General features: G+C 66.8%; 15 protein-coding genes. 6 read left to right on the forward strand and 9 right to left on the reverse strand.

Features of this window, described 5'->3' with window-relative positions; translation table 11 throughout:
• Nucleotides 1–16: 16 nt before the first annotated feature.
• A complete protein-coding gene (locus IGS74_RS17615) occupies nucleotides 17–1045 on the forward strand; it encodes a patatin-like phospholipase family protein (RefSeq protein WP_192387844.1) in 1029 nt (342 codons plus the stop codon).
• Here the strand turns inward: IGS74_RS17615 and IGS74_RS17620 are convergent.
• Entirely contained in the window at nucleotides 1038–1553 is a 516-nt protein-coding gene (locus IGS74_RS17620) for an N-acetyltransferase (protein ID WP_192387846.1), read from the reverse strand. The two genes, IGS74_RS17615 and IGS74_RS17620, sit on opposite strands and share 8 nt — an antisense overlap.
• A 220-nt stretch (nucleotides 1554–1773) precedes the next feature.
• Between IGS74_RS17620 and IGS74_RS17625 the strand changes: the two genes are divergently transcribed.
• Complete coding sequence (locus IGS74_RS17625; protein WP_039191374.1) at nucleotides 1774–2775, forward strand: glutathione S-transferase family protein; 1002 nt, start codon at nucleotides 1774–1776, stop codon at nucleotides 2773–2775.
• On the opposite strand, the gene IGS74_RS17630 is transcribed toward IGS74_RS17625, so the two are convergent.
• The gene (locus IGS74_RS17630) at nucleotides 2758–3210 is read right to left on the reverse strand and encodes an NUDIX domain-containing protein (RefSeq protein ID WP_246722665.1); all 453 of its coding nucleotides are present in this window, start codon (nucleotides 3208–3210) and stop codon (nucleotides 2758–2760) included. The two genes, IGS74_RS17625 and IGS74_RS17630, sit on opposite strands and share 18 nt — an antisense overlap.
• Before the next feature lie 56 nt (nucleotides 3211–3266).
• On the opposite strand from IGS74_RS17630, the gene IGS74_RS17635 reads away from it, so the two are divergent.
• Nucleotides 3267–4211: a metallophosphoesterase gene (locus IGS74_RS17635; protein WP_192387848.1), complete on the forward strand. Its 945-nt coding sequence runs from the start codon at nucleotides 3267–3269 to the stop codon at nucleotides 4209–4211.
• Nucleotides 4212–4295: 84 nt separating this feature from the next.
• On the forward strand, nucleotides 4296–5492 hold the full coding sequence (locus tag IGS74_RS17640) for a benzoate/H(+) symporter BenE family transporter (protein ID WP_192387850.1): 1197 nt from the start codon (nucleotides 4296–4298) through the stop codon (nucleotides 5490–5492).
• Here the strand turns inward: IGS74_RS17640 and IGS74_RS17645 are convergent.
• The 5 genes from IGS74_RS17645 to IGS74_RS17665 form a co-directional block, all read right to left on the reverse strand.
• Nucleotides 5468–6082: a hypothetical protein gene (locus IGS74_RS17645; protein ID WP_192387852.1), complete on the reverse strand. Its 615-nt coding sequence runs from the start codon at nucleotides 6080–6082 to the stop codon at nucleotides 5468–5470. The two genes, IGS74_RS17640 and IGS74_RS17645, sit on opposite strands and share 25 nt — an antisense overlap.
• Nucleotides 6083–6184: 102 nt before the next feature.
• Nucleotides 6185–7873: a 2-isopropylmalate synthase gene (leuA, locus tag IGS74_RS17650; RefSeq protein ID WP_192387854.1), complete on the reverse strand. Its 1689-nt coding sequence runs from the start codon at nucleotides 7871–7873 to the stop codon at nucleotides 6185–6187.
• Nucleotides 7874–8209: 336 nt separating this feature from the next.
• On the reverse strand, nucleotides 8210–9073 hold the full coding sequence (locus IGS74_RS17655) for a cation diffusion facilitator family transporter (RefSeq protein WP_052194722.1): 864 nt from the start codon (nucleotides 9071–9073) through the stop codon (nucleotides 8210–8212).
• A gap of 49 nt (nucleotides 9074–9122) precedes the next feature.
• The gene (locus tag IGS74_RS17660) at nucleotides 9123–11312 is read right to left on the reverse strand and encodes an anthranilate synthase (protein WP_192387856.1); all 2190 of its coding nucleotides are present in this window, start codon (nucleotides 11310–11312) and stop codon (nucleotides 9123–9125) included.
• Nucleotides 11313–11555: 243 nt separating this feature from the next.
• On the reverse strand, nucleotides 11556–13235 hold the full coding sequence (locus IGS74_RS17665; protein ID WP_192387858.1) for a formate--tetrahydrofolate ligase: 1680 nt from the start codon (nucleotides 13233–13235) through the stop codon (nucleotides 11556–11558).
• Nucleotides 13236–13377: 142 nt separating this feature from the next.
• Between IGS74_RS17665 and choW the strand changes: the two genes are divergently transcribed.
• Nucleotides 13378–14220 (forward strand): choline ABC transporter permease subunit, encoded by an 843-nt coding sequence (gene choW, locus IGS74_RS17670; protein ID WP_192387860.1) that lies wholly within the window; start codon nucleotides 13378–13380, stop codon nucleotides 14218–14220.
• Nucleotides 14217–15281, forward strand: coding sequence for a choline ABC transporter ATP-binding protein (gene choV / locus IGS74_RS17675; protein WP_192387862.1), 1065 nt, complete (start codon nucleotides 14217–14219; stop codon nucleotides 15279–15281). Before choW ends, choV begins: the two co-directional genes overlap by 4 nt.
• On the opposite strand, the gene IGS74_RS17680 is transcribed toward choV, so the two are convergent.
• Both IGS74_RS17680 and IGS74_RS17685 read right to left on the reverse strand, forming a co-directional pair.
• Nucleotides 15255–16118, reverse strand: a complete 864-nt coding sequence (locus tag IGS74_RS17680; protein WP_192387864.1) for an NlpC/P60 family protein — start codon at nucleotides 16116–16118, stop codon at nucleotides 15255–15257. The genes choV and IGS74_RS17680 overlap by 27 nt on opposite strands.
• On the reverse strand, nucleotides 16115–17473 hold the full coding sequence (locus IGS74_RS17685) for a leucyl aminopeptidase family protein (protein ID WP_192387866.1): 1359 nt from the start codon (nucleotides 17471–17473) through the stop codon (nucleotides 16115–16117). Before IGS74_RS17685 ends, IGS74_RS17680 begins: the two co-directional genes overlap by 4 nt.
• Between the last annotated feature and the right edge of the window lie 6 nt (nucleotides 17474–17479).

Genomic DNA, 17479 nt, shown 5'->3' on the forward strand with positions numbered 1-17479 from the left:
CGGGAGAACGCCACTAATGGTCGACGCTTCCTCTCTCCCCATATCGCTGGCGCTTCAGGGCGGCGGCGCGCATGGCGCCTTTACCTGGGGGGTGCTGGACCATCTTCTGAAAGACGGGCGCTTTCGCTTCACCGCCGTCAGCGGCACCAGCGCCGGGGCGTTGAACGCGGCCAGCCTTGTCACCGGCCTCGCCACAGGCGGCGCGCAAGCGGCGCGCGAAAACCTCGAACGGCTCTGGCGGAGCGTCTCCGGCTCATCGCCGCTGGGCGCGGTGGAGCGCTCGATGCCCTTCCTGCCACTGCCCACAACCGTGGTGCACGGCATGCTGGAACGGGTCAAGGTACTGGGGCAGATGGTTTCGCCCTACGATCCGACCATGCCGAGCGGCAATCCGCTTCGCCCGGTGCTGGAACGCACCATCGATTTTCCCCTGCTCCAGGGCCCCGACGTCATCCCCACCTTCGTTTCCGCGACGCGCGTGGACACCGGGTCGGCCCGTGTCTTCACCGGGGCGGAACTGACGGCCGACGCCCTGCTCGCCTCGGCCTGCCTGCCCAACCTGTTCCGCGCGGTCGAGATCGACGGGATTTCCTATTGGGATGGCGGCTACATGGGAAACCCGACGCTGACACCGTTGTTCTCGGAAGCGTTCGCGGCCGACATCCTGATCGTGCAGGTTACCCCGTTCCAGCGGCAGGAGGTTCCGCAGGGGGTGGCCGATATCCTGTCGCGGGTGACGGAGATCACCTTCAACTCCAGCCTGCTGCGGGACCTGCGGACGCTGACCGAAATCCAGAAGCTGTTGCGCGGCGCGGACGAGGCCAATCCGGCCCTGCGTCGCATCGCACGCCTGCGGCTGCACATGATCGCCGCCAGCCAGGACGTGGCAGAGCGCTCCACCGCCGCCAAGCTGGACACGCGCTGGTCCGAACTGTCGGGCCTTGCCGAGGCCGGCAGGCGGGCGGCCCGCGCCTGGCTCATCGCCCATGGCGACGACATCGGACACCGGTCCACCGTGGGCCCGATGCTGGAGCCCTTCATCTGAAGCGGGCCGTCACCTTACCGTCGAGCCTGTCCACGCCGCCGCCATCGAGCGGCAGGGCCAGTACCCGCAAAGGATCGACAGGCCCAGGCATGACGATGCTGCCGGGCCTGGTCGGCTCGTAGCCGAGCGGCATGTAATATCCCCTGTCACCCACCAGGAATATGAACGCCTCGCCCGCATCGCGGGCGGCATCCGCCGCCATCTGCATCAGGGATTTGCCGACGCCCATGCCCTTGTAGGCCGGGCGGACGGCGAGCGGGCCCAGCATGAGCGCCTGTGTCGCGCCAACCAGCACCGGGGTCTGACGGACCGATCCGATGACCTGCCCATGCAGGCAGGCGACGAAGGAAAGGCTCGGGGTGTGGGACGCCATCTCCCGCACGCGCGCTGCGGCGCGGGCAAAGCGCCCGGGCCCGAAGGCCTCGGCCGAAATGTCCTCTATGCAGGCGGCATGCAGGGGAAGCTCGTTGCCGAACGTCAGCCCGGCGGCAGAAAGACGGGAAAGCATGGTGATCCAAAACATCTGGCGTGGCCGTACACGCCAGAAGCCAGGGCAGGCCTTCCGGCGCGGTCAGTGTGCGGTCTTGGCCGCTTCCAGGCTTCGTCGTCGCAGCAAACGGACCACCAATTGTCGGTCATTCGGTTGACGGTGCTTATCATGGTGCCGGGACTGGCGTCTACCGCAATCCGGCTCATATCCCTTGTGCTGAACACGGGAGCGCACGAGCATGGGCATGCTGGTTGACGGCGTCTGGCAGGACGTCTGGTACGACACCAAGAAAACGGGTGGAAGCTTCAAGCGGGAGGCAAGCGTCTTTCGAGACTGGATCACGCCCGATGGCGGGCCGGGGCCGCAAGGCCAGCGCGGCTACCCGGCGGAAGCGGGGCGATACCATCTTTATGTATCGCTCGCCTGCCCGTGGGCGCACCGGACATTGATCTTCCGCAAGCTCAAGAAGCTCGAGGACGTCATATCCCTCTCCGTCGTCGATTGGCTGATGGCGGAGAACGGTTGGGAGTTTTCGCAAAGACCGGGCGCCATACCGGATGACGTCAATGGCGCCGACAAGCTCTATCAGGTCTATCTCAAAGCCGACCCGGAGTTTACCGGCCGCGTCACCGTGCCCGTCCTGTGGGACAAGCAGACCGGAACGATCGTCAGCAACGAATCGTCCGAGATCATCCGCATGTTCAACGACAGCTTCGACGCCTTCGGCGATGCCGGGCTGGATTTCTATCCGCCGGCCCTGCGGGCCGAAATCGATGCCACCAACGATCTCGTCTACGAATCCGTCAATAACGGCGTCTACAAATGCGGCTTCGCCACGACGCAGGAAGCTTATGAGGCTCCCTTCCAGAAGCTGTTCGAGGTGCTGGACGCGTTGGAAGACCGCCTTGGACGACAGCGCTATCTTGTTGGCGATCGGCCGACGGAAGCGGACTGGCGGCTCTTCACCACGCTGATCCGCTTCGATCCCGTCTATGTCGGGCACTTCAAGTGCAATCGCCGGCGCATCGCCGACTATCCCAATCTCTACAATTACATGCTTGAGCTCTATCAATGGCCCGGCGTCGCCGAGACGGTCGATTTCAGGCACATCAAGGGCCACTATTACGAGAGCCACAAGACCATCAACCCGACCGGGATCGTGCCCCTCGGGCCCGAGCAGCACCTCGATACCCCGCACGATCGGGGCCGCCTTCCGGGCGTTTCACCAGTGCGGGGCTGAAGGCACGGATCCGGCAAGCTCCGACAGGCGCGCCCGGGTCGCGGGCGTGACCCCATCGGGCAAGTCCGCCAGGGCAAAGAAGCCGCATTCGGCGATCTCGCGGTCGGCGCTGCGTTGCGCTGTCTGCCGCACGCCGTCCGCGCGGTAGAAGGCGACATGGTCCCTGCGCGAGGCCCGGCGGTTGAAGTGCAGCGACACGAGACGCAAGCCGTGCGGACAATCGAGGTTGCCTTCCTCGGCAAGTTCGCGGCGCGCCGCGGCTTCGCAGGTTTCGCCCGGGTCCACGCCCCCGCCGGGAAGGTGCCAGCCGGCGATATAGGTGTGCCGCACGAGGAAAACGCGCCCGTCCGCATCGAAGGCCGCAACCCGCGTGCCCAGGGTCATCGGCCGCCGCAGCAGGAAAAACAGATGGAAGAGCCGATCGCGAAGTCTCAAGCGCCCGTTACCCCACGGCTCTTTCCAAAATCGGCCGCCGGTTTACATTGCCGCTGATGTTCCGACTCGCCCATCTTTCCGACATTCATCTCGGCCCCCTGCCCGAAGTCTCGTACCGCGAGCTCGTGTCCAAGCGCATTACCGGTTACATCAACTGGCAGCGCAACCGAAAGCGCGCCATGTTCGGCGATACGCTGCTGAACCTCGTTGCCGACATGCGCCAGCAGAAGCCCGATCATGTGGCCGTGACCGGCGATCTCGTCAATCTTGCGACCAAGACCGAAGTGGATGGCGCCCGCCTCTGGCTGGAGGATCTCGGCAAGCCCGACTGGGTTTCCGTGGTGCCGGGCAATCACGATGCCTACGTGCCGGGCGCGCTCAACCGCGCCTGCCGCGAATGGGACGGCTACATGACCGGCGACGACGGCCTGTCCTTCGACGATCGCCGCTTTCCCTATATGCGCGTGCGCGGCCCCGTCGCAGTCATCGGTACATCGAGCGCCGAGGCGACCGCCCCCTTCTTTGCCACCGGCAGCTTCAAACGCCGGCAGGCCCTGCAAACCGCGCGCTTGCTGACGCAGGCCCACGGCCTGGGGTTGTTCCGCGTCGTGCTGATTCATCATCCGCCGGTGCCGGGCGCGGCCGCATGGTCGAAACGATTGATCGGCAAACAGTTCTTCTCCCGCGTGATCCATGATGCCGGGGCAGAGCTCGTTCTGCACGGGCACACGCATCTCGATACGCTTTACTGGCTCACCGGTCCGGGCGGGGAAAGGGTTCCGGTATGCGGCGTTCCCTCGGCAAGCCAAAGCGCCGGCCACGACAAGCCCGCCGCCCGCTACAGCCTCTTCGAGATCGATGGCGGCCCGGGCGAATGGTCGCTCACGCAGCGGGAACGCGGCTACACACCGCATGGCGATGCCATCGACTGGGTGCGGCAGCGCCGCCTGCTCGCAGATGGCACGACGGCCGATGCGGAGGCTGCCTCCGTCCGAGCGTAACCGTGGGGACGGTTTTGTGTTGCGGCGTCCGATAATGCCGTTCTATGAAGGTTACAGCATCAATCCTCGAGGCCGGCGCCGGGCATGTCCACCCCATCCGCAAACAAGATCCTGCCGCTGGCCGCGGGGCTGCTGACGGCCGTCATCGCCTTCTCGTCCAGCTTTTCGGTCATTGTCCAGGGGCTTCGCGGCGTCGGCGCGACACCGGCGCAGGCAGCCTCCGGACTGCTTGCGCTGTCGGTCGCCATGGGGCTGTGCAGCATCGTCTATTCCTGGCGCACGCGCATGCCGGTCTCCATTGCCTGGTCGACACCCGGCGCGGCCTTCCTGGCCATCGCCGGAGTGCCCGAGGGCGGTTTCGCGGCGGCCGTCGGCGCTTTCCTGATCACCGGCGCGCTCATCATCCTCACCGGGCTCATACGCCCTCTCGGCCGCTGGATCACCGCCATCCCCCGTTCGCTGGCCAGCGCCATGCTGGCGGGCATCCTGTTCGACCTGTGCGTCGCCCCCGTTCGGGCCCTGGCCGGGATGCCGCTCCAGGCCGGCCTCATCATCGCGACATTCGTCCTGGTCGGCCTGTGGCGCAGGATCGCGGCCGTCCCCATCGCGGCGCTGGTCACGATCCTTCTGGTCGTTCTCGGGCCGGGAGCGGCAAGCCTGCCGGGCGCCGCGGACATCGCCGGGGCGGTCTTCACCATGCCGCAGTTCCATCTTTCGGCGATCATCGGCATCGCCCTGCCGCTCTATGTCATCACCATGGCATCGCAGAACGTGCCGGGCCTGGCGATCATAAAGCTCAACGGCTACGACCCCGCACCCGGCCCGATCTTCGTCACCACCGGTGCCGCAACCATGATGACGGCGCCGTTCGGCGGCTGCGCCATCAACCTGGCGGCGATCACCGCTGCGCTGTGCGCCGGGCCCGAGGCAGGGCCCAACAAGGCTTTGCGCTATCTGTCCGGCATTTCCTCCGGTGTCGCCTATATCGTCTTCGGCCTCGCGGCAGGCTGGATCGTCGCCTTTGCCGAGCATGCGCCTCTGCTGATCGGCGCGATTGCCGGGCTGGCCCTCCTGGGCGCTTTCGCGGCCTCCGTGCAGGGTGCGATGGAGGATGCCGGCGAGCGGGAGGCCGCCGCCATCTGCTTTGTCGTCGCAGCGTCCGGCAACGCCTTCTTCGGCGTCAGCGCCGCCTTCTGGGGCCTTGTCGCCGGGGCGGCGATCCTGTTGCTGAAGCGTGCCGTCTCCGGCCGGCCGCGTTACAGCACCGGCGCGGACAGATAGGTCGATAGTCCGACGAGCGCACCTGCGCCCAGCACGGAACCGATCAACAGCCAGGCCGCTGCCATCATGAGGCCGGTGCGGTCCTTGGGGGCGGGCGTCGCCGCTTCATCCTGGAAATCGGATGCGGCGATGACGAGCTTTCCGCCCTCGCCGCGCGCGGCGACCCTGTCGGACAGCGCCATGGCGCGATCCCGCTCGACCATGCGCTCGGCCACATATTCGGTGACCGCATCCACCATGCGCTGCACATCGGTGGATTCGGCCAGTGTCACCCGGCCAAGCCGCGTTTCCCGCATGAAGCGATAGGTTGTGCGGTCTCGCGCCATGGAGATATGCGCGGTGCCGTCCACCCAGTAGCGGGGCTGCGGCCCTTCCGACAGGGTGAAGTCGAAGAGATCGTCCGTCGGTGGCACCGCGTCGGCCACTTCGCGCATCTCGTCGGCCAGGCTGCCGAGCCGCGCCTTTTCGGCCTCGCGGATATCGACGACGATGTCGGACCGCTGCGCCGCGGCGATCTTGGCCGCCCGTACGGCGTCCGCAAGTCTGCGCGAGCCCTTGGCAACCGCGATATCGTGTTTCAGCTCGGCCATGTCGCAACTCCGATGCATTCCGCATTTCGGAGGGCATTAGACACCGACGCTCGTTAAAAAAGTGCGACGGCGCACCTGTCGGGCGCGCCGTCGCCATGCGGATCAGGCTGCCTTCGCTGCCTCCAGCGCGACGATGGCGCGGTTTGCGGCGGCCACGATGGCCTTCAGGGATGCGGCAACGATGTTATGGTCGATGCCCGCGCCGAAGACGCGTCCGCCGGGATACTCGATCTCCATGTAGGAGATTGCCGTCGCGTTGGAGCCACGCTGCAACGAGTGTTCCGAATAGTCGGCGACGGACATGTCGATGCCCGTATGGCGCGACAGGGCATCGATGAAGCCGTCGATCGGCCCGGTGCCGCGCCCTTCGATGCGGACTTCCTTGTTGCCGTCGCGGATCACCGCCTCGACCAGCCGGTCGGTTCGCGAGCCGCCATCGGACCGGGTCATGTGCTCGACGAAGGACAGGGGTGCGCCCGGCTGGTCGACATAGGTCTCGAGGAACTGTTCGTAGATGCGGCGCACGGGCAGTTCCTTGCCCTCCATGTCCGTGATGCGCTGGATCTCCTCGCGGAACTCGATCTGCAGGTTGCGCGGCAGGTTGAGGCCGTAATCCGCCTGCAGGACATAGGCGATGCCGCCCTTGCCCGACTGGCTGTTGATCCGGATGATGGCCTCGTAGCTGCGGCCGACATCCTTGGGATCGATCGGCAGATAGGGCACTTCCCACAGCGGCGTGTTGGCCGCCTTCGCCGCCTTCATTCCCTTGTTGATGGCGTCCTGGTGCGAGCCGGAGAAGGCCGTGTAGACCAGTTCGCCGACATAGGGATGCCGCTCGGGAATGCGAAGCTGGTTGCAGTATTCGTAGACATCCTTGATGCGGTTGATGTCCGATACGTCCAGTTCCGGGTCGACGCCCTGCGTGAACATGTTCAGCGCCAGCGTGACGATGTCCACATTGCCCGTGCGCTCGCCATTGCCGAACAGGGTTCCCTCGACGCGGTCGGCGCCGGCCATCAGGCCCAGCTCGGTGGCGGCGATGGCGGTGCCGCGGTCGTTGTGCGGATGCAGCGACAGGATGATCGCCTCGCGATTGTCGAGGTTCCGGCTCATCCATTCGATCTGGTCGGCATGAATATTGGGCGTCGACATTTCGACCGTTGCCGGCAGGTTGAGGATCAACCGGTTCTCGGGCGTCGGCTGCAGGATCTCGGTGACGGCGTTGCAGATCTCCAGCGCGAATTCCAGCTCCGTCCCGGTAAAGCTTTCCGGCGAGTACTGGAAGCGGAAGCCGCCGCCGGCCTTGTCCGCCATCTCGCCGATCATCCTGGCGGCATCGACGGCGATCTGCTTGATGCCGGCCCTGTCCTTCTGGAACACGACGCGGCGCTGCAACTCGCTGGTGGAGTTGTAGAAGTGGACGATGGGATGACGCGCGCCCTCGAGCGCCTCGAAGGTGCGGGCGATCAGTTCGGGCCGGCATTGCACCAGCACCTGCAGCGATACGTCGTCGCCCACGCCGCCCTCTTCCACCGCCCAGCGGGTAAAGTCGAAATCGGTCTGCGACGCGGACGGGAAACCGATCTCGATTTCCTTGAAGTTCATGTCCTTGAGCAGCGCGAACATGCGCGCCTTGCGGTCGTGGCCCATGGGGTCGACGAGCGCCTGGTTGCCGTCGCGCAGGTCCACCGAGCACCAGATGGGTGCGGTCTCTATGCGCCGCGACGGCCACTGCCGATCGCGCAGGTCGACAGGCGGATAGGGCTGATATTTCTCGGCGGCACGGGTCATGACTGGCCGGCTCGTGCGGGCGGTATGTGACATGTTTCTTGCCTCTTCAATGGCTGCCGGGCCGGCGATCCTCCGTGCCGGCGGGAGCCTGTCGGATTGATGTTCCAGATTTTCCGAGGGGGACGTCTACGTCCATCGAACGCCGGCTCCGACCGCCGGGCGTCCCTCTCAACGGGCCCGACGACCGCTGCTAAGGAGAAGAAGAAGGCCAAGACGGGCAGACGCGAAAATGCCGGCGTTGCCGCCAGAGCTTTCCATTCCGTGTGCCGCGTGAATCGTCATGGCTGCAAATTGCTTCGCCTCCGGCGCAAAAGCAAGCCCCTTGTGGTTATGCTTTCACAGGACGGGCACGCCGGTCTGCTTCGCCTCTTCCTCGGGCTCGACATGGATCAGCACGCGCGCCGCCGGGAAGCCTTCCTGCAGTGCATCCTCGATCCGGTCGCAGATCGCATGGGACACGCCCACCGTCATCGTGCTGGGCACCACCATGTGGAATTCGATGAAGAAGGCAGGCCCTGCGTGGCGCGTCTTGAGGTCGTGGACCTCCAGGGCGCCGTCGGCCTGCTGCGAGATGATATCGCGAACCAGGTCCAGTTCCTGCGGGTCCATGGCCTGGTCCATCAGGCCCGACAGGGACGAGGTGACGACCTTTACGCCTTCGCGCAGGATGTTCAACGCCACCAGCGCGGCCATCAGCGGGTCGAGGACGTGCCAGCCCGTCGTCACCGCCAGGAGAAGGCCCCCGAGCACGCCCACCGAGGTGAACACGTCGGCCATGATGTGCCGCCCGTCGGCCAGAAGCGCGGGTGACCGGCGCGCCTTGCCCTGCCGCAGCAGGAAAAGGGCCCAGAAGCCGTTGATCGCCGTCGCGACCGCGTTGATGGCCATGCCCTTGAACGGCGTATCCAGCGTCCGCGGCTCCAGATAGGCGCCCCATGCCTCGCGCAGGATCAGCAGCGCGGCGACGGTGATGAGAACACCTTCGAGGACCGCCGAGAAATATTCAGCCTTGTGGTGTCCGAAGGGATGGTCGGCGTCGGCCGGGCGCGCGGAGACGTTGATGGCCCACAGCGCCGCCAGGCTGGCCACCACGTTGACGACCGATTCCAGCGCGTCCGAATACAGCGCGACGGAGCCGGTCACCAGAAAGGCGATATATTTCAACCCCAACACCACCACGGCGACGACGATCGTCGCCATCGCGATGTGGTTGGCGGTTCTCAGTTGCACCACGCCGACGCCCTCCCGCTTACGCAGCCTTGACCCTGACCTTGCGCGGCAGGTTGGCGACGATATTCTCGATCATGCGCATCCCGGCTTCGCCGCCGAGGCTCATGATGCTTTCGGGATGGAACTGCACCGCCGCCACCGGCTCGCTGCGATGCTCGAACGCCATGACGACGCCGTCGTCCGTTTCTGCCGTCACGTCGAAATCGCGCGGCAGGCGCACCGGGTCCGCGAAGATCGAGTGATAGCGCCCCACCGTCACTTCCGAAGGCAGCCCCTCGAAAATCACGCCCGGCCGGTTGACGCGAATGCGCGAGGGCTTGCCATGGACGGGAACGTGAAGGGTGCGCAGCGTACCGCCATAGGCTTCCGCAAGGGCCTGCAGCCCGAGGCAGACTCCGAAGATCGGCAGGCCGCGCCGGCGCGACGCGTCGATGGTGGCGCGGCAATCGAAATCGGCCGGGTTGCCCGGCCCGGGCGAAAGCACCACGAGGTCGGGTTGCACCCGGTCGAAGATCTCGGCGGGCACGGGCGTGCGCACGGTCGTCACCTCCGCGCCCGTCTGCCTGATGTAGTTTGCCAGCGTGTGGACGAAGCTGTCCTCGTGGTCCACCAGAAGGACGCGGACGCCCTTGCCCACCGGTTCGCGTACCGCCTCTTCGGGGTGCACCGCGTCGGCCCCGGCCTCGCGGATCGCCGCCAGGAAGGCGGATGCCTTCAACTCGGTCTCGGCCTCTTCCTCTTCCGGGTTGGAATCGTAGAGAAGGGTGGCTCCGGCGCGCACCTCGGCAATGCCGTTGCGCAGGCGGATGGTGCGCAGCGTCAGTCCGGTGTTCATGTCGCCATTGAAGTGCATCATGCCCACCGCGCCGCCATACCAGGCGCGCGGGCTCTTCTCGTGGCTTTCGATGAAGCGCATGGCCCACAGCTTGGGGGCGCCCGTCACCGTCACGGCCCAGGCGTGCGACAGGAAAGCGTCCATCGCGTCCATGCCGTCGCGCAGGCGCCCTTCGATGTGGTCAACCGTATGGATCAGCCGCGAATACATCTCGATCTGCCGCCGCCCGATGACGCGGACCGAACCCGGCTCGCAGACGCGGCTCTTGTCGTTGCGGTCGACATCGGAACACATGGTGAGTTCCGACTCGTCCTTGCGCGAATTGAGCAGTTTGAGGATCTGCTCGGAATCGGAGATCGCATCCTCGCCGCGGCGGATCGTGCCCGAGATCGGGCACGTCTCCACCCTGCGCCCGCTGACGCGCACGAACATTTCCGGGCTGGCGCCGATCAGGAACTCGTTGTCGCCGAGATTGATGAAGAACGAGTAGGGCGACGGGTTGATCGCCTTCAGCCGGCGCGACACGGCGGATGGCGCCGTCCTGCACTCTTCGTAGAAGGTCTGGCCCGGCACGACCTCGAAGAGGTCGCCGCGCATGAACTTCTCCTTGGCGCGGCGCACCAGCCGCGCATACTCGCCGGGCTCGTGGTCGCCGCGCGCGGGCGCCGCTTCGGCGGCGCGGTAGGGCGCCTCGGGGCCGCCGCCGGGCAGGCCTTCCGTGGTCAGGCCGTCCCTGGAGAACTCGAAACTGTCGATATAGGCCGTCGCGGAGTAATGGTCCGCCGTGTGCACCTCGTCCGGCAGGAACAGCACAAGGTCGCGCTGGTCGTCCGGCCGGGCCAGATGCTGCGTCACCGGGTCGAACTGGAAGGCGAGATCGTAGCCGAAGGCCCCGTAGAGCCCGAGGTCGCCGTTCTCGTGCGACTTGAAAAGCTGCACGATCAGCCGCAGCACCGAAAAGACGGTCGGCATGCGCGAACGCTCTTCCTCGGTGAAGGCGCGGTCGGGTTCCTTGACCGTCAGGCTCACGCGTCCGCCGTCACGCGTCATGGCGGCGATATCGGCATTGCCGTCGATCGCCTGGTGGATCAGGCTCACCAGCACCTCGCCGCGCGGGTTCAGCGCCTCGATCAGCATCCGGCGGCCGCTGGCCGTGATGACGACCGGCGGATCCACGATCGCCGTGTCCCAGCGCGTATAGCGGCCGGGATACTCATAGTTGGACGAGAAGACGGCGCCGCGCCGTGTATCCAGCCGGTCGATCACCGGGTCGATCGCGCCGGCATACTCGATCGGCCGGCGCCTGCGGGTGATGGTGACGCCGCCTTCCGTCACGTAGCTCTCAGTACCGTCGGACTGACTATCCAGGCTCATCCTCGCCTTCCCTTCGCAATAAGCCTCGGCGGCGGCACAAACGAAAAAGGCCGCCGGTTTCCCGAGGCGGCCCATCTGATCGAACACACGAATGGTCGTCGGCCGCCGTTAGCGAGCCTGCCACCAAAGCCTGTCGTTCGTGCACATCATGGTCATGGGCAAAGCGTTAGCGCCTGCCGGCCCGGCGCGCAAACGAAAAACGATGCGCGCCCGAACTTGCCTTTGCTTTGCAACTCCAGGTCTTCAGGAGAGGCCTTCTATAAGGCCGTCCAGGCCCAGCGAGATATGTTCCGCGGCCGGGATGCGCGGCAGCCCCGGCATGGTCAGTATATCGCCGCATATGACGACCACGAACCCCGCGCCGGCCGACAGCCGCACCTCGCGGATATGGACGATATGCCCCTCCGGCGCCCCGATCAGCGCTGGATCGGTCGAGAAGGAGTAAGGCGTCTTGGCAAGGCAGACCGGCAGATGGCCGAAGCCGGCCGCCTCGATCCGCTCCAGTTCCTTCATGACCTGCGGCTCGGCCGTCACCGCCTTGCCGCGATAGATGCGGCGCACCACGGTCTCGACCTTGTCGATCAGGCTGAGCTCGTCGGCATAGATCGGCGCGAAGTCGGCGGTGCCGCCATCGGCCAGCGCCGCCACCTTTTCAGCCAGCTCCAGGATGCCGGAAGACCCCTCGGCCCAATGCCGGCAGACGACGGCCTCCACCCCCATCCGCGCCACATACGCCTTGAGGGCCTCCAGCTCGGCCGCGGTATCGGTTCCGAAATGGTTGATCGCCACGATGACCGGCACGCCGAAGCCGCGCACATTCTCGATGTGCCGGCCCAGATTGGCGGCGCCCTTGCGCAGCGCCTCGATATTCTCGCTCGCCAGGGCCGACCTGGCGACGCCGCCATTCATCTTCAGGGCGCGCACGGTTGCCACGATCACCGTCGCGTCGGGGCGCAAGCCCGCCATGCGGCACTTGATGTCGAAGAATTTCTCCGCGCCGAGATCGGCACCGAAGCCGGCCTCGGTGACGACGTAGTCGGCCAGCTTCAGCGCCGCCTTGGTGGCCACCACGGAGTTGCAGCCATGGGCGATATTGGCAAAGGGGCCGCCATGCACGAAGGCGGGGTTGTTCTCCAGCGTCTGGACGAGGTTGGGTAGCATCGCATCGCGCAGCAGCGCCGCCATCGCCCCCCTCGCCTTCAGGTCGGCGGCCGTGACGGCACTTCGGTCGGGGCGGTAGCCCACCACGATGCGGCCAAGCCGCGCCTCCAGATCGGCGATGTCGGAGGCCAGGCACACGATGGCCATGATTTCCGATGCGACGGTGATGTCGAAGCCGGTTTCGCGCGGCATGCCGTTGGACGGCCCGCCGAGGGATACGACAATGTCGCGCAGCGCACGGTCGTTCATGTCCACCACGCGGCGCCAGACGACCCGGCGCGGATCGAGCCCCAGCGCATTGCCCCAGTGGATGTGATTGTCCACCATGGCCGCCAGAAGATTGTGCGCCGAGGTGATGGCGTGGAAATCGCCGGTGAAATGCAGATTGATGTCTTCCATCGGCACCACCTGCGCCCGTCCGCCGCCCGCCGCGCCGCCCTTCTGGCCGAAGCAGGGGCCAAGCGAGGGCTCGCGCAGGCAGATGGCGGCCCTGCGGCCGATGGCATTGAGCCCGTCGCCGAGGCCCACCGTCGTCGTTGTCTTGCCCTCTCCGGCCGGTGTGGGGTTGATCGCCGTCACCAGTATGAGCCGGCCGTCGGGACGGTCCGACAGGCCATCCAGAAACGCGCGCTCCACCTTGGCCTTGTCGCGCCCGTAGGGCACCAGCGCCGCGTCCGGTATGTCCAGGCGCGCCGCCACCTCGGCGATCGGCAGCTTTGAGGCCGCCCGCGATATGTCGATATCGGATGGAAATGCGGTCACGTCGAATCCCCTCGAAGGTCGGGCCCTGTCGCTTTGCGGCGCACCATAATGGCCGGGCGCCGCCGCGCCAACCGCTGGACAAAAAACCTGCCTGCCGTAGGTTTGTCACATTCCGGAATGGGACAGAGAGGTCAAAGACCCCGTGGAATGGATCACCAGTCACAAGATCCCCATCGGCCGCTACGGTGAAGACGGGTTCGATTGGCTCATCGGCAACTTCCTGCCCTTCTTCGACGCGCTCAGCGCCGGCCTTTCGGCGATCATCGGCTGGATCACCTACGCCCTCGAGACGCCGCCACCCATCGCCGTCGTCGCCGCCTTCGCCCTGTTCGCCTTCGCGATGCGGCGCACCGTCGCCGCACCCGTGCTGACGGCGCTGGGCCTGCTTCTGATCATCAATCTCGGCTATTGGCGCGAGACGACACAGACATTGGCGCTGGTTCTGTCCGCGACGGCCGTCTGCATGGTCATCGGCGTGCCGCTGGGCATCCTGGCGGCGCGCCGGCAGTGGATCTACAACGTCATGCGGCCGGTGCTGGACCTGATGCAGACCATACCGACCTTCGTCTACCTCATTCCCGCGTTGATCCTGTTCGGCCTCGGCACGGTGCCGGGCCTCGTCGCCACCGTCATCTTCGCCCTGCCCGCCTCCATCCGCCTGACGCGGCTGGGCATCGTATCGACCCCGTCGCAATTGCTCGAAGCCGGGGACGCCTTCGGCGCCACGCGGCTGCAGCGCCTGTTCACCATCGAAATCCCCAACGCCCTCCCGCAGATCATGGCGGGGCTGACGCAGACGATCATGCTGTCCTTGTCCATGGTGGTCATCGCCGCGCTGGTCGGCGCACCGGGCCTCGGCGTGCCGGTGCTGCGCGCGCTCAACACGGTGGATATCGCCCGCGGGCTGGAAGCGGGCCTGGCCATCGTCATCCTGGCGATCATCCTCGACCGGTTCTTCCGCATCGACGAAGGAGGCAGCCGATGAAGCCCATCGTCTCGTTCCAGAACGTGTGCATCGTCTTCGGCGACGGGGAGAAACGCGCCCTCGACATGGTGGACCAGAACAAGTCCCGCGCCGAGATCCGCGAGGCGACCGGTGCGACGCTCGGCGTCGCCAACGCCACGCTGGACATCCATGAGGGCGAGATCGCCGTGCTGATGGGCCTGTCGGGGTCGGGCAAGTCCACGCTGATCCGCGCCGTCAACGGCCTTGCGCCCGTCTCGCGCGGTCGCGTGGTGGTGGATACCGGCAAGGGCGCCGTCGATATCCAGTCCGCAGGGTCGCGCAGGCTGCGCGACTTGCGTCGCCACGAAGTGGCGATGGTGTTCCAGCAGTTCGCGCTGCTGCCATGGCGCAGCGTGGTGGACAACGTCGCGCTGGGGCTGCAGTTCGCCGGCGTTTCCAAGGCGGAGCGCCGCCGCCACGCGATGGAGAAGCTGGAGATCGTCGGCCTGCAGGATTGGGCGCACAGCCGTGTCGGCGAGTTGTCGGGCGGTATGCAGCAGCGCGTCGGACTGGCCCGGGCCTTTGCCACCGACGCGCCCGTCTTGTTGATGGACGAGCCCTTTTCGGCGCTCGACCCGCTGATCCGCGCCAAGCTGCAGGACGAGCTTCTCGAAAGCCAGGCGCGCTTCAAGAAGACGATCATCTTCGTCAGCCACGATCTGGACGAGGCGTTCAAGCTTGGAAACCGCATCGCCATCATGGAAGGCGGGCATATCGTGCAGGTAGGCACCGCCAGCCAGATCGTGCGCAATCCGGCCGGCCCCTACGTGGCGGACTTCGTCGCCCATGTGAACCCGATGAACGTTCTGACGGCCGAGGACGCGATGGTGTCGATCATGGGCGCCTCTCTGGAGACGCCCCTTGCCTCGGCGGTCAGCCGCGACACGCCGCTACGCCGCGTCATGGAGACGCTGCAACGGCGCGGCGGGGAAGTTCTGGTGTCCGAGAAGGGCCATGTCGTCGGCCGCGTCGGCCCCGCCGAGGTCGTCGCCGCGCTGGTGCGCGAGCGCGCCTCAACCAATGGCCAGACGACGGCGTGAGGTAACGGGCGATCCCTTCGCCGCCGCCCGTGCCTCGGCCTCAGCCAAAGGCTCCGACGCCACCATCATGTGGTGCGCGTTGGCATGCAGCAGCGTCCCGGCATCCCGCATGATGCCGACATGCCCTTTCCAGAAGATCAGGTCGCCGCGCTGCAACGCTGCGCCCGGGGCAAGCGGCGCGCCCGCTTCCGCCTCCTGCATGTCCGTGTCGCGCGGAAGGGCAAGGCCGGCCATGCCGACCGCAAGTTGCACGAGGCCCGAGCAGTCGATGCCGAGTGCGGACTTGCCGCCCCAGAGATAGGGCACGTTCGTCAGCGCCTCGGCAACGACGACGAAGTCCGCGGCAGCGGCGTCGGCTGCCGGTCGGCAATGGTGGGAGACGACGGCGCCGAAGGGCTCGACGAGCACATACGTCGCGTTGGCGTCCTCTGCCGTGCCGGCAGCCACGATGCCCGCACCCATCGTCAGGCCGTAGAGGGGCGGCCGCTTGATGTCGGGCCCCGGAAAGACCAGGGTGCGCGGCACGTGGACGATATGTGTCGGTGCGGCGGCGCCGAAGGCGACGGCTTCCGACGGCATCCATCCGACATAGCCGTCGGATGCCAGTTGCACCCACATCCAGCCCTCGCCTGCGTCCTCAAAAACGGTCAGCGCCTCGCTGCAAAGGGCCTCTGTCTCTAGCGGCGCATCCGATGCCGGACGCCGCCGCAGCGGCGCCAGGGGCGCTGCGACGCGGGCCGGGCGGCCGTCGACGAACCGCTCCGCCTGGACCTGCCCTTTCAGGCGCGCATCGGCGAGGTCGGGGCGGATGGCGTTGCGGCGGCGGTCCAGGGTCATTGCCCGTACCGCTCCAGGATGATGGACGACAAGGCGCGGATGCACTGCGCCTCGCCGCCGACGCCGCCCCATGCGACGGCCTTCGGTCGCCAGCCGAACACGTCGAAATGCACCCAGGACCGTGCCCGCTCGACGAACCCCTGGAGGAACAGCGCCGCCGTTACTGAACCCGCGAACCCATCGCTGGTGACGTTGTTGATGTCGGCCACCCGCGACGACAGATTGGCGGCATAGGGCGCCCAAAGGGGCATGCGCCACATCGGATCGGCAAGCACGGCCGCGGCTTTGGCAAGCTCGGCCGCCAGCTCCTCGTCCTCGGTATAGAAAGGCGGCAGGTCGGGCCCCAGCGCCACGCGCGCCGCACCCGTCAGCGTCGCCATGTCGACCAACAGTTCCGGCGCCTCCTCATCGGCCAGGGTCAGCGCGTCGGCCAGCACCAGACGCCCTTCTGCGTCGGTGTTGCCGATTTCCACGGTGCGGCCCTTGCGGCTGGCAAGCACGTCGCCGGGGCGGAAGGCATCGCCGGAGATCGAGTTCTCCACCGCCGGGATCAGGACACGCAGGGCGATGTCGGCGCGCCCCGCCATCAGCATGCGCGCCAGCCCCAGCACATTGGCCGCCCCGCCCATATCCTTCTTCATCAGGAGCATGCCGGAAGCCGGCTTGATGTCGAGGCCGCCCGTATCGAAGGCCACGCCCTTGCCGACCAGCGTGATACGCGGCGCATCGTGCCGGCCGAAGCGCATGTCGATCAGCCGCGGCGCCCGCTGGCTGGCTCGCCCCACGGCGTGGATCATCGGCAGGTTTGCGGCCAGCAACGCATCGCCGGTCGTCACCTCCACGGCCGCCCCGAACTCGGCGGCAAGATCGCGCGTGGCGCGTTCGATGGCATCGGGGCCCATGTCGTTGGCGGGCGTATTGATGAGGTCGCGCACCAGCGCGATGCCCTCGTAGAGCCGGACCTCGTGACCGCCCGATCCCACGACGTCGAGTTGCAAGCCGTCGGTCGCCACCTGACCGTTCCGGCGGTAGCGATCGAAGCGATATCCGCCCAGCCGGAAGCCCAGCGCGGCAAGATCGGGGTCGAGCTCGCAGTCCAGCCGCCAGGGTCCCGCCGGCAGGGCCGTTGCCAGCGCGCCGGTGAGCAGCGACGTGGAGGGGGACGCGTCCTTGCGCGCGCCGAGGCCCAGCACCGCCGCCGACAGGCCGCCATCCGCCCCCGGCACCAGCAACACTTCACCGGGCTTGGCCGCAAATCCCGTAGCGCGCGCCCAGCCGAGAGCGGGCTCGGGCAGCCCGTCCCTGTCTTCGGCGTGAACGGCGTGGACGGGGCGAATCGCATTCTGATCGGACATGATGGC

The sequence above is a fragment of the Aureimonas sp. OT7 genome, from assembly GCF_014844055.1.
In the GTDB taxonomy this organism is placed as follows: Bacteria; Pseudomonadota; Alphaproteobacteria; order Rhizobiales; family Rhizobiaceae; genus Aureimonas; species Aureimonas altamirensis_A.

What these genes read in the sequence shown, in the direction of transcription:
- IGS74_RS17615 (WP_192387844.1), top strand. Translation starts at nt 17, where the DNA reads ATGGTCGACGCTTCCTCTCTCCCCATATCGCTGGCGCTTCAGGGCGGC.
- IGS74_RS17620 (WP_192387846.1), bottom strand. Translation starts at nt 1,553, where the DNA reads ATGCTTTCCCGTCTTTCTGCCGCCGGGCTGACGTTCGGCAACGAGCTT.
- IGS74_RS17625 (WP_039191374.1), top strand. Translation starts at nt 1,774, where the DNA reads ATGGGCATGCTGGTTGACGGCGTCTGGCAGGACGTCTGGTACGACACC.
- IGS74_RS17635 (WP_192387848.1), top strand. Translation starts at nt 3,267, where the DNA reads ATGTTCCGACTCGCCCATCTTTCCGACATTCATCTCGGCCCCCTGCCC.
- IGS74_RS17640 (WP_192387850.1), top strand. Translation starts at nt 4,296, where the DNA reads ATGTCCACCCCATCCGCAAACAAGATCCTGCCGCTGGCCGCGGGGCTG.
- IGS74_RS17645 (WP_192387852.1), bottom strand. Translation starts at nt 6,082, where the DNA reads ATGGCCGAGCTGAAACACGATATCGCGGTTGCCAAGGGCTCGCGCAGA.
- leuA (WP_192387854.1), bottom strand. Translation starts at nt 7,873, where the DNA reads ATGACCCGTGCCGCCGAGAAATATCAGCCCTATCCGCCTGTCGACCTG.
- IGS74_RS17655 (WP_052194722.1), bottom strand. Translation starts at nt 9,073, where the DNA reads ATGGCGACGATCGTCGTCGCCGTGGTGGTGTTGGGGTTGAAATATATC.
- IGS74_RS17660 (WP_192387856.1), bottom strand. Translation starts at nt 11,312, where the DNA reads ATGAGCCTGGATAGTCAGTCCGACGGTACTGAGAGCTACGTGACGGAA.
- choV (WP_192387862.1), top strand. Translation starts at nt 14,217, where the DNA reads ATGAAGCCCATCGTCTCGTTCCAGAACGTGTGCATCGTCTTCGGCGAC.
- IGS74_RS17680 (WP_192387864.1), bottom strand. Translation starts at nt 16,118, where the DNA reads ATGACCCTGGACCGCCGCCGCAACGCCATCCGCCCCGACCTCGCCGAT.
- IGS74_RS17685 (WP_192387866.1), bottom strand. Translation starts at nt 17,473, where the DNA reads ATGTCCGATCAGAATGCGATTCGCCCCGTCCACGCCGTTCACGCCGAA.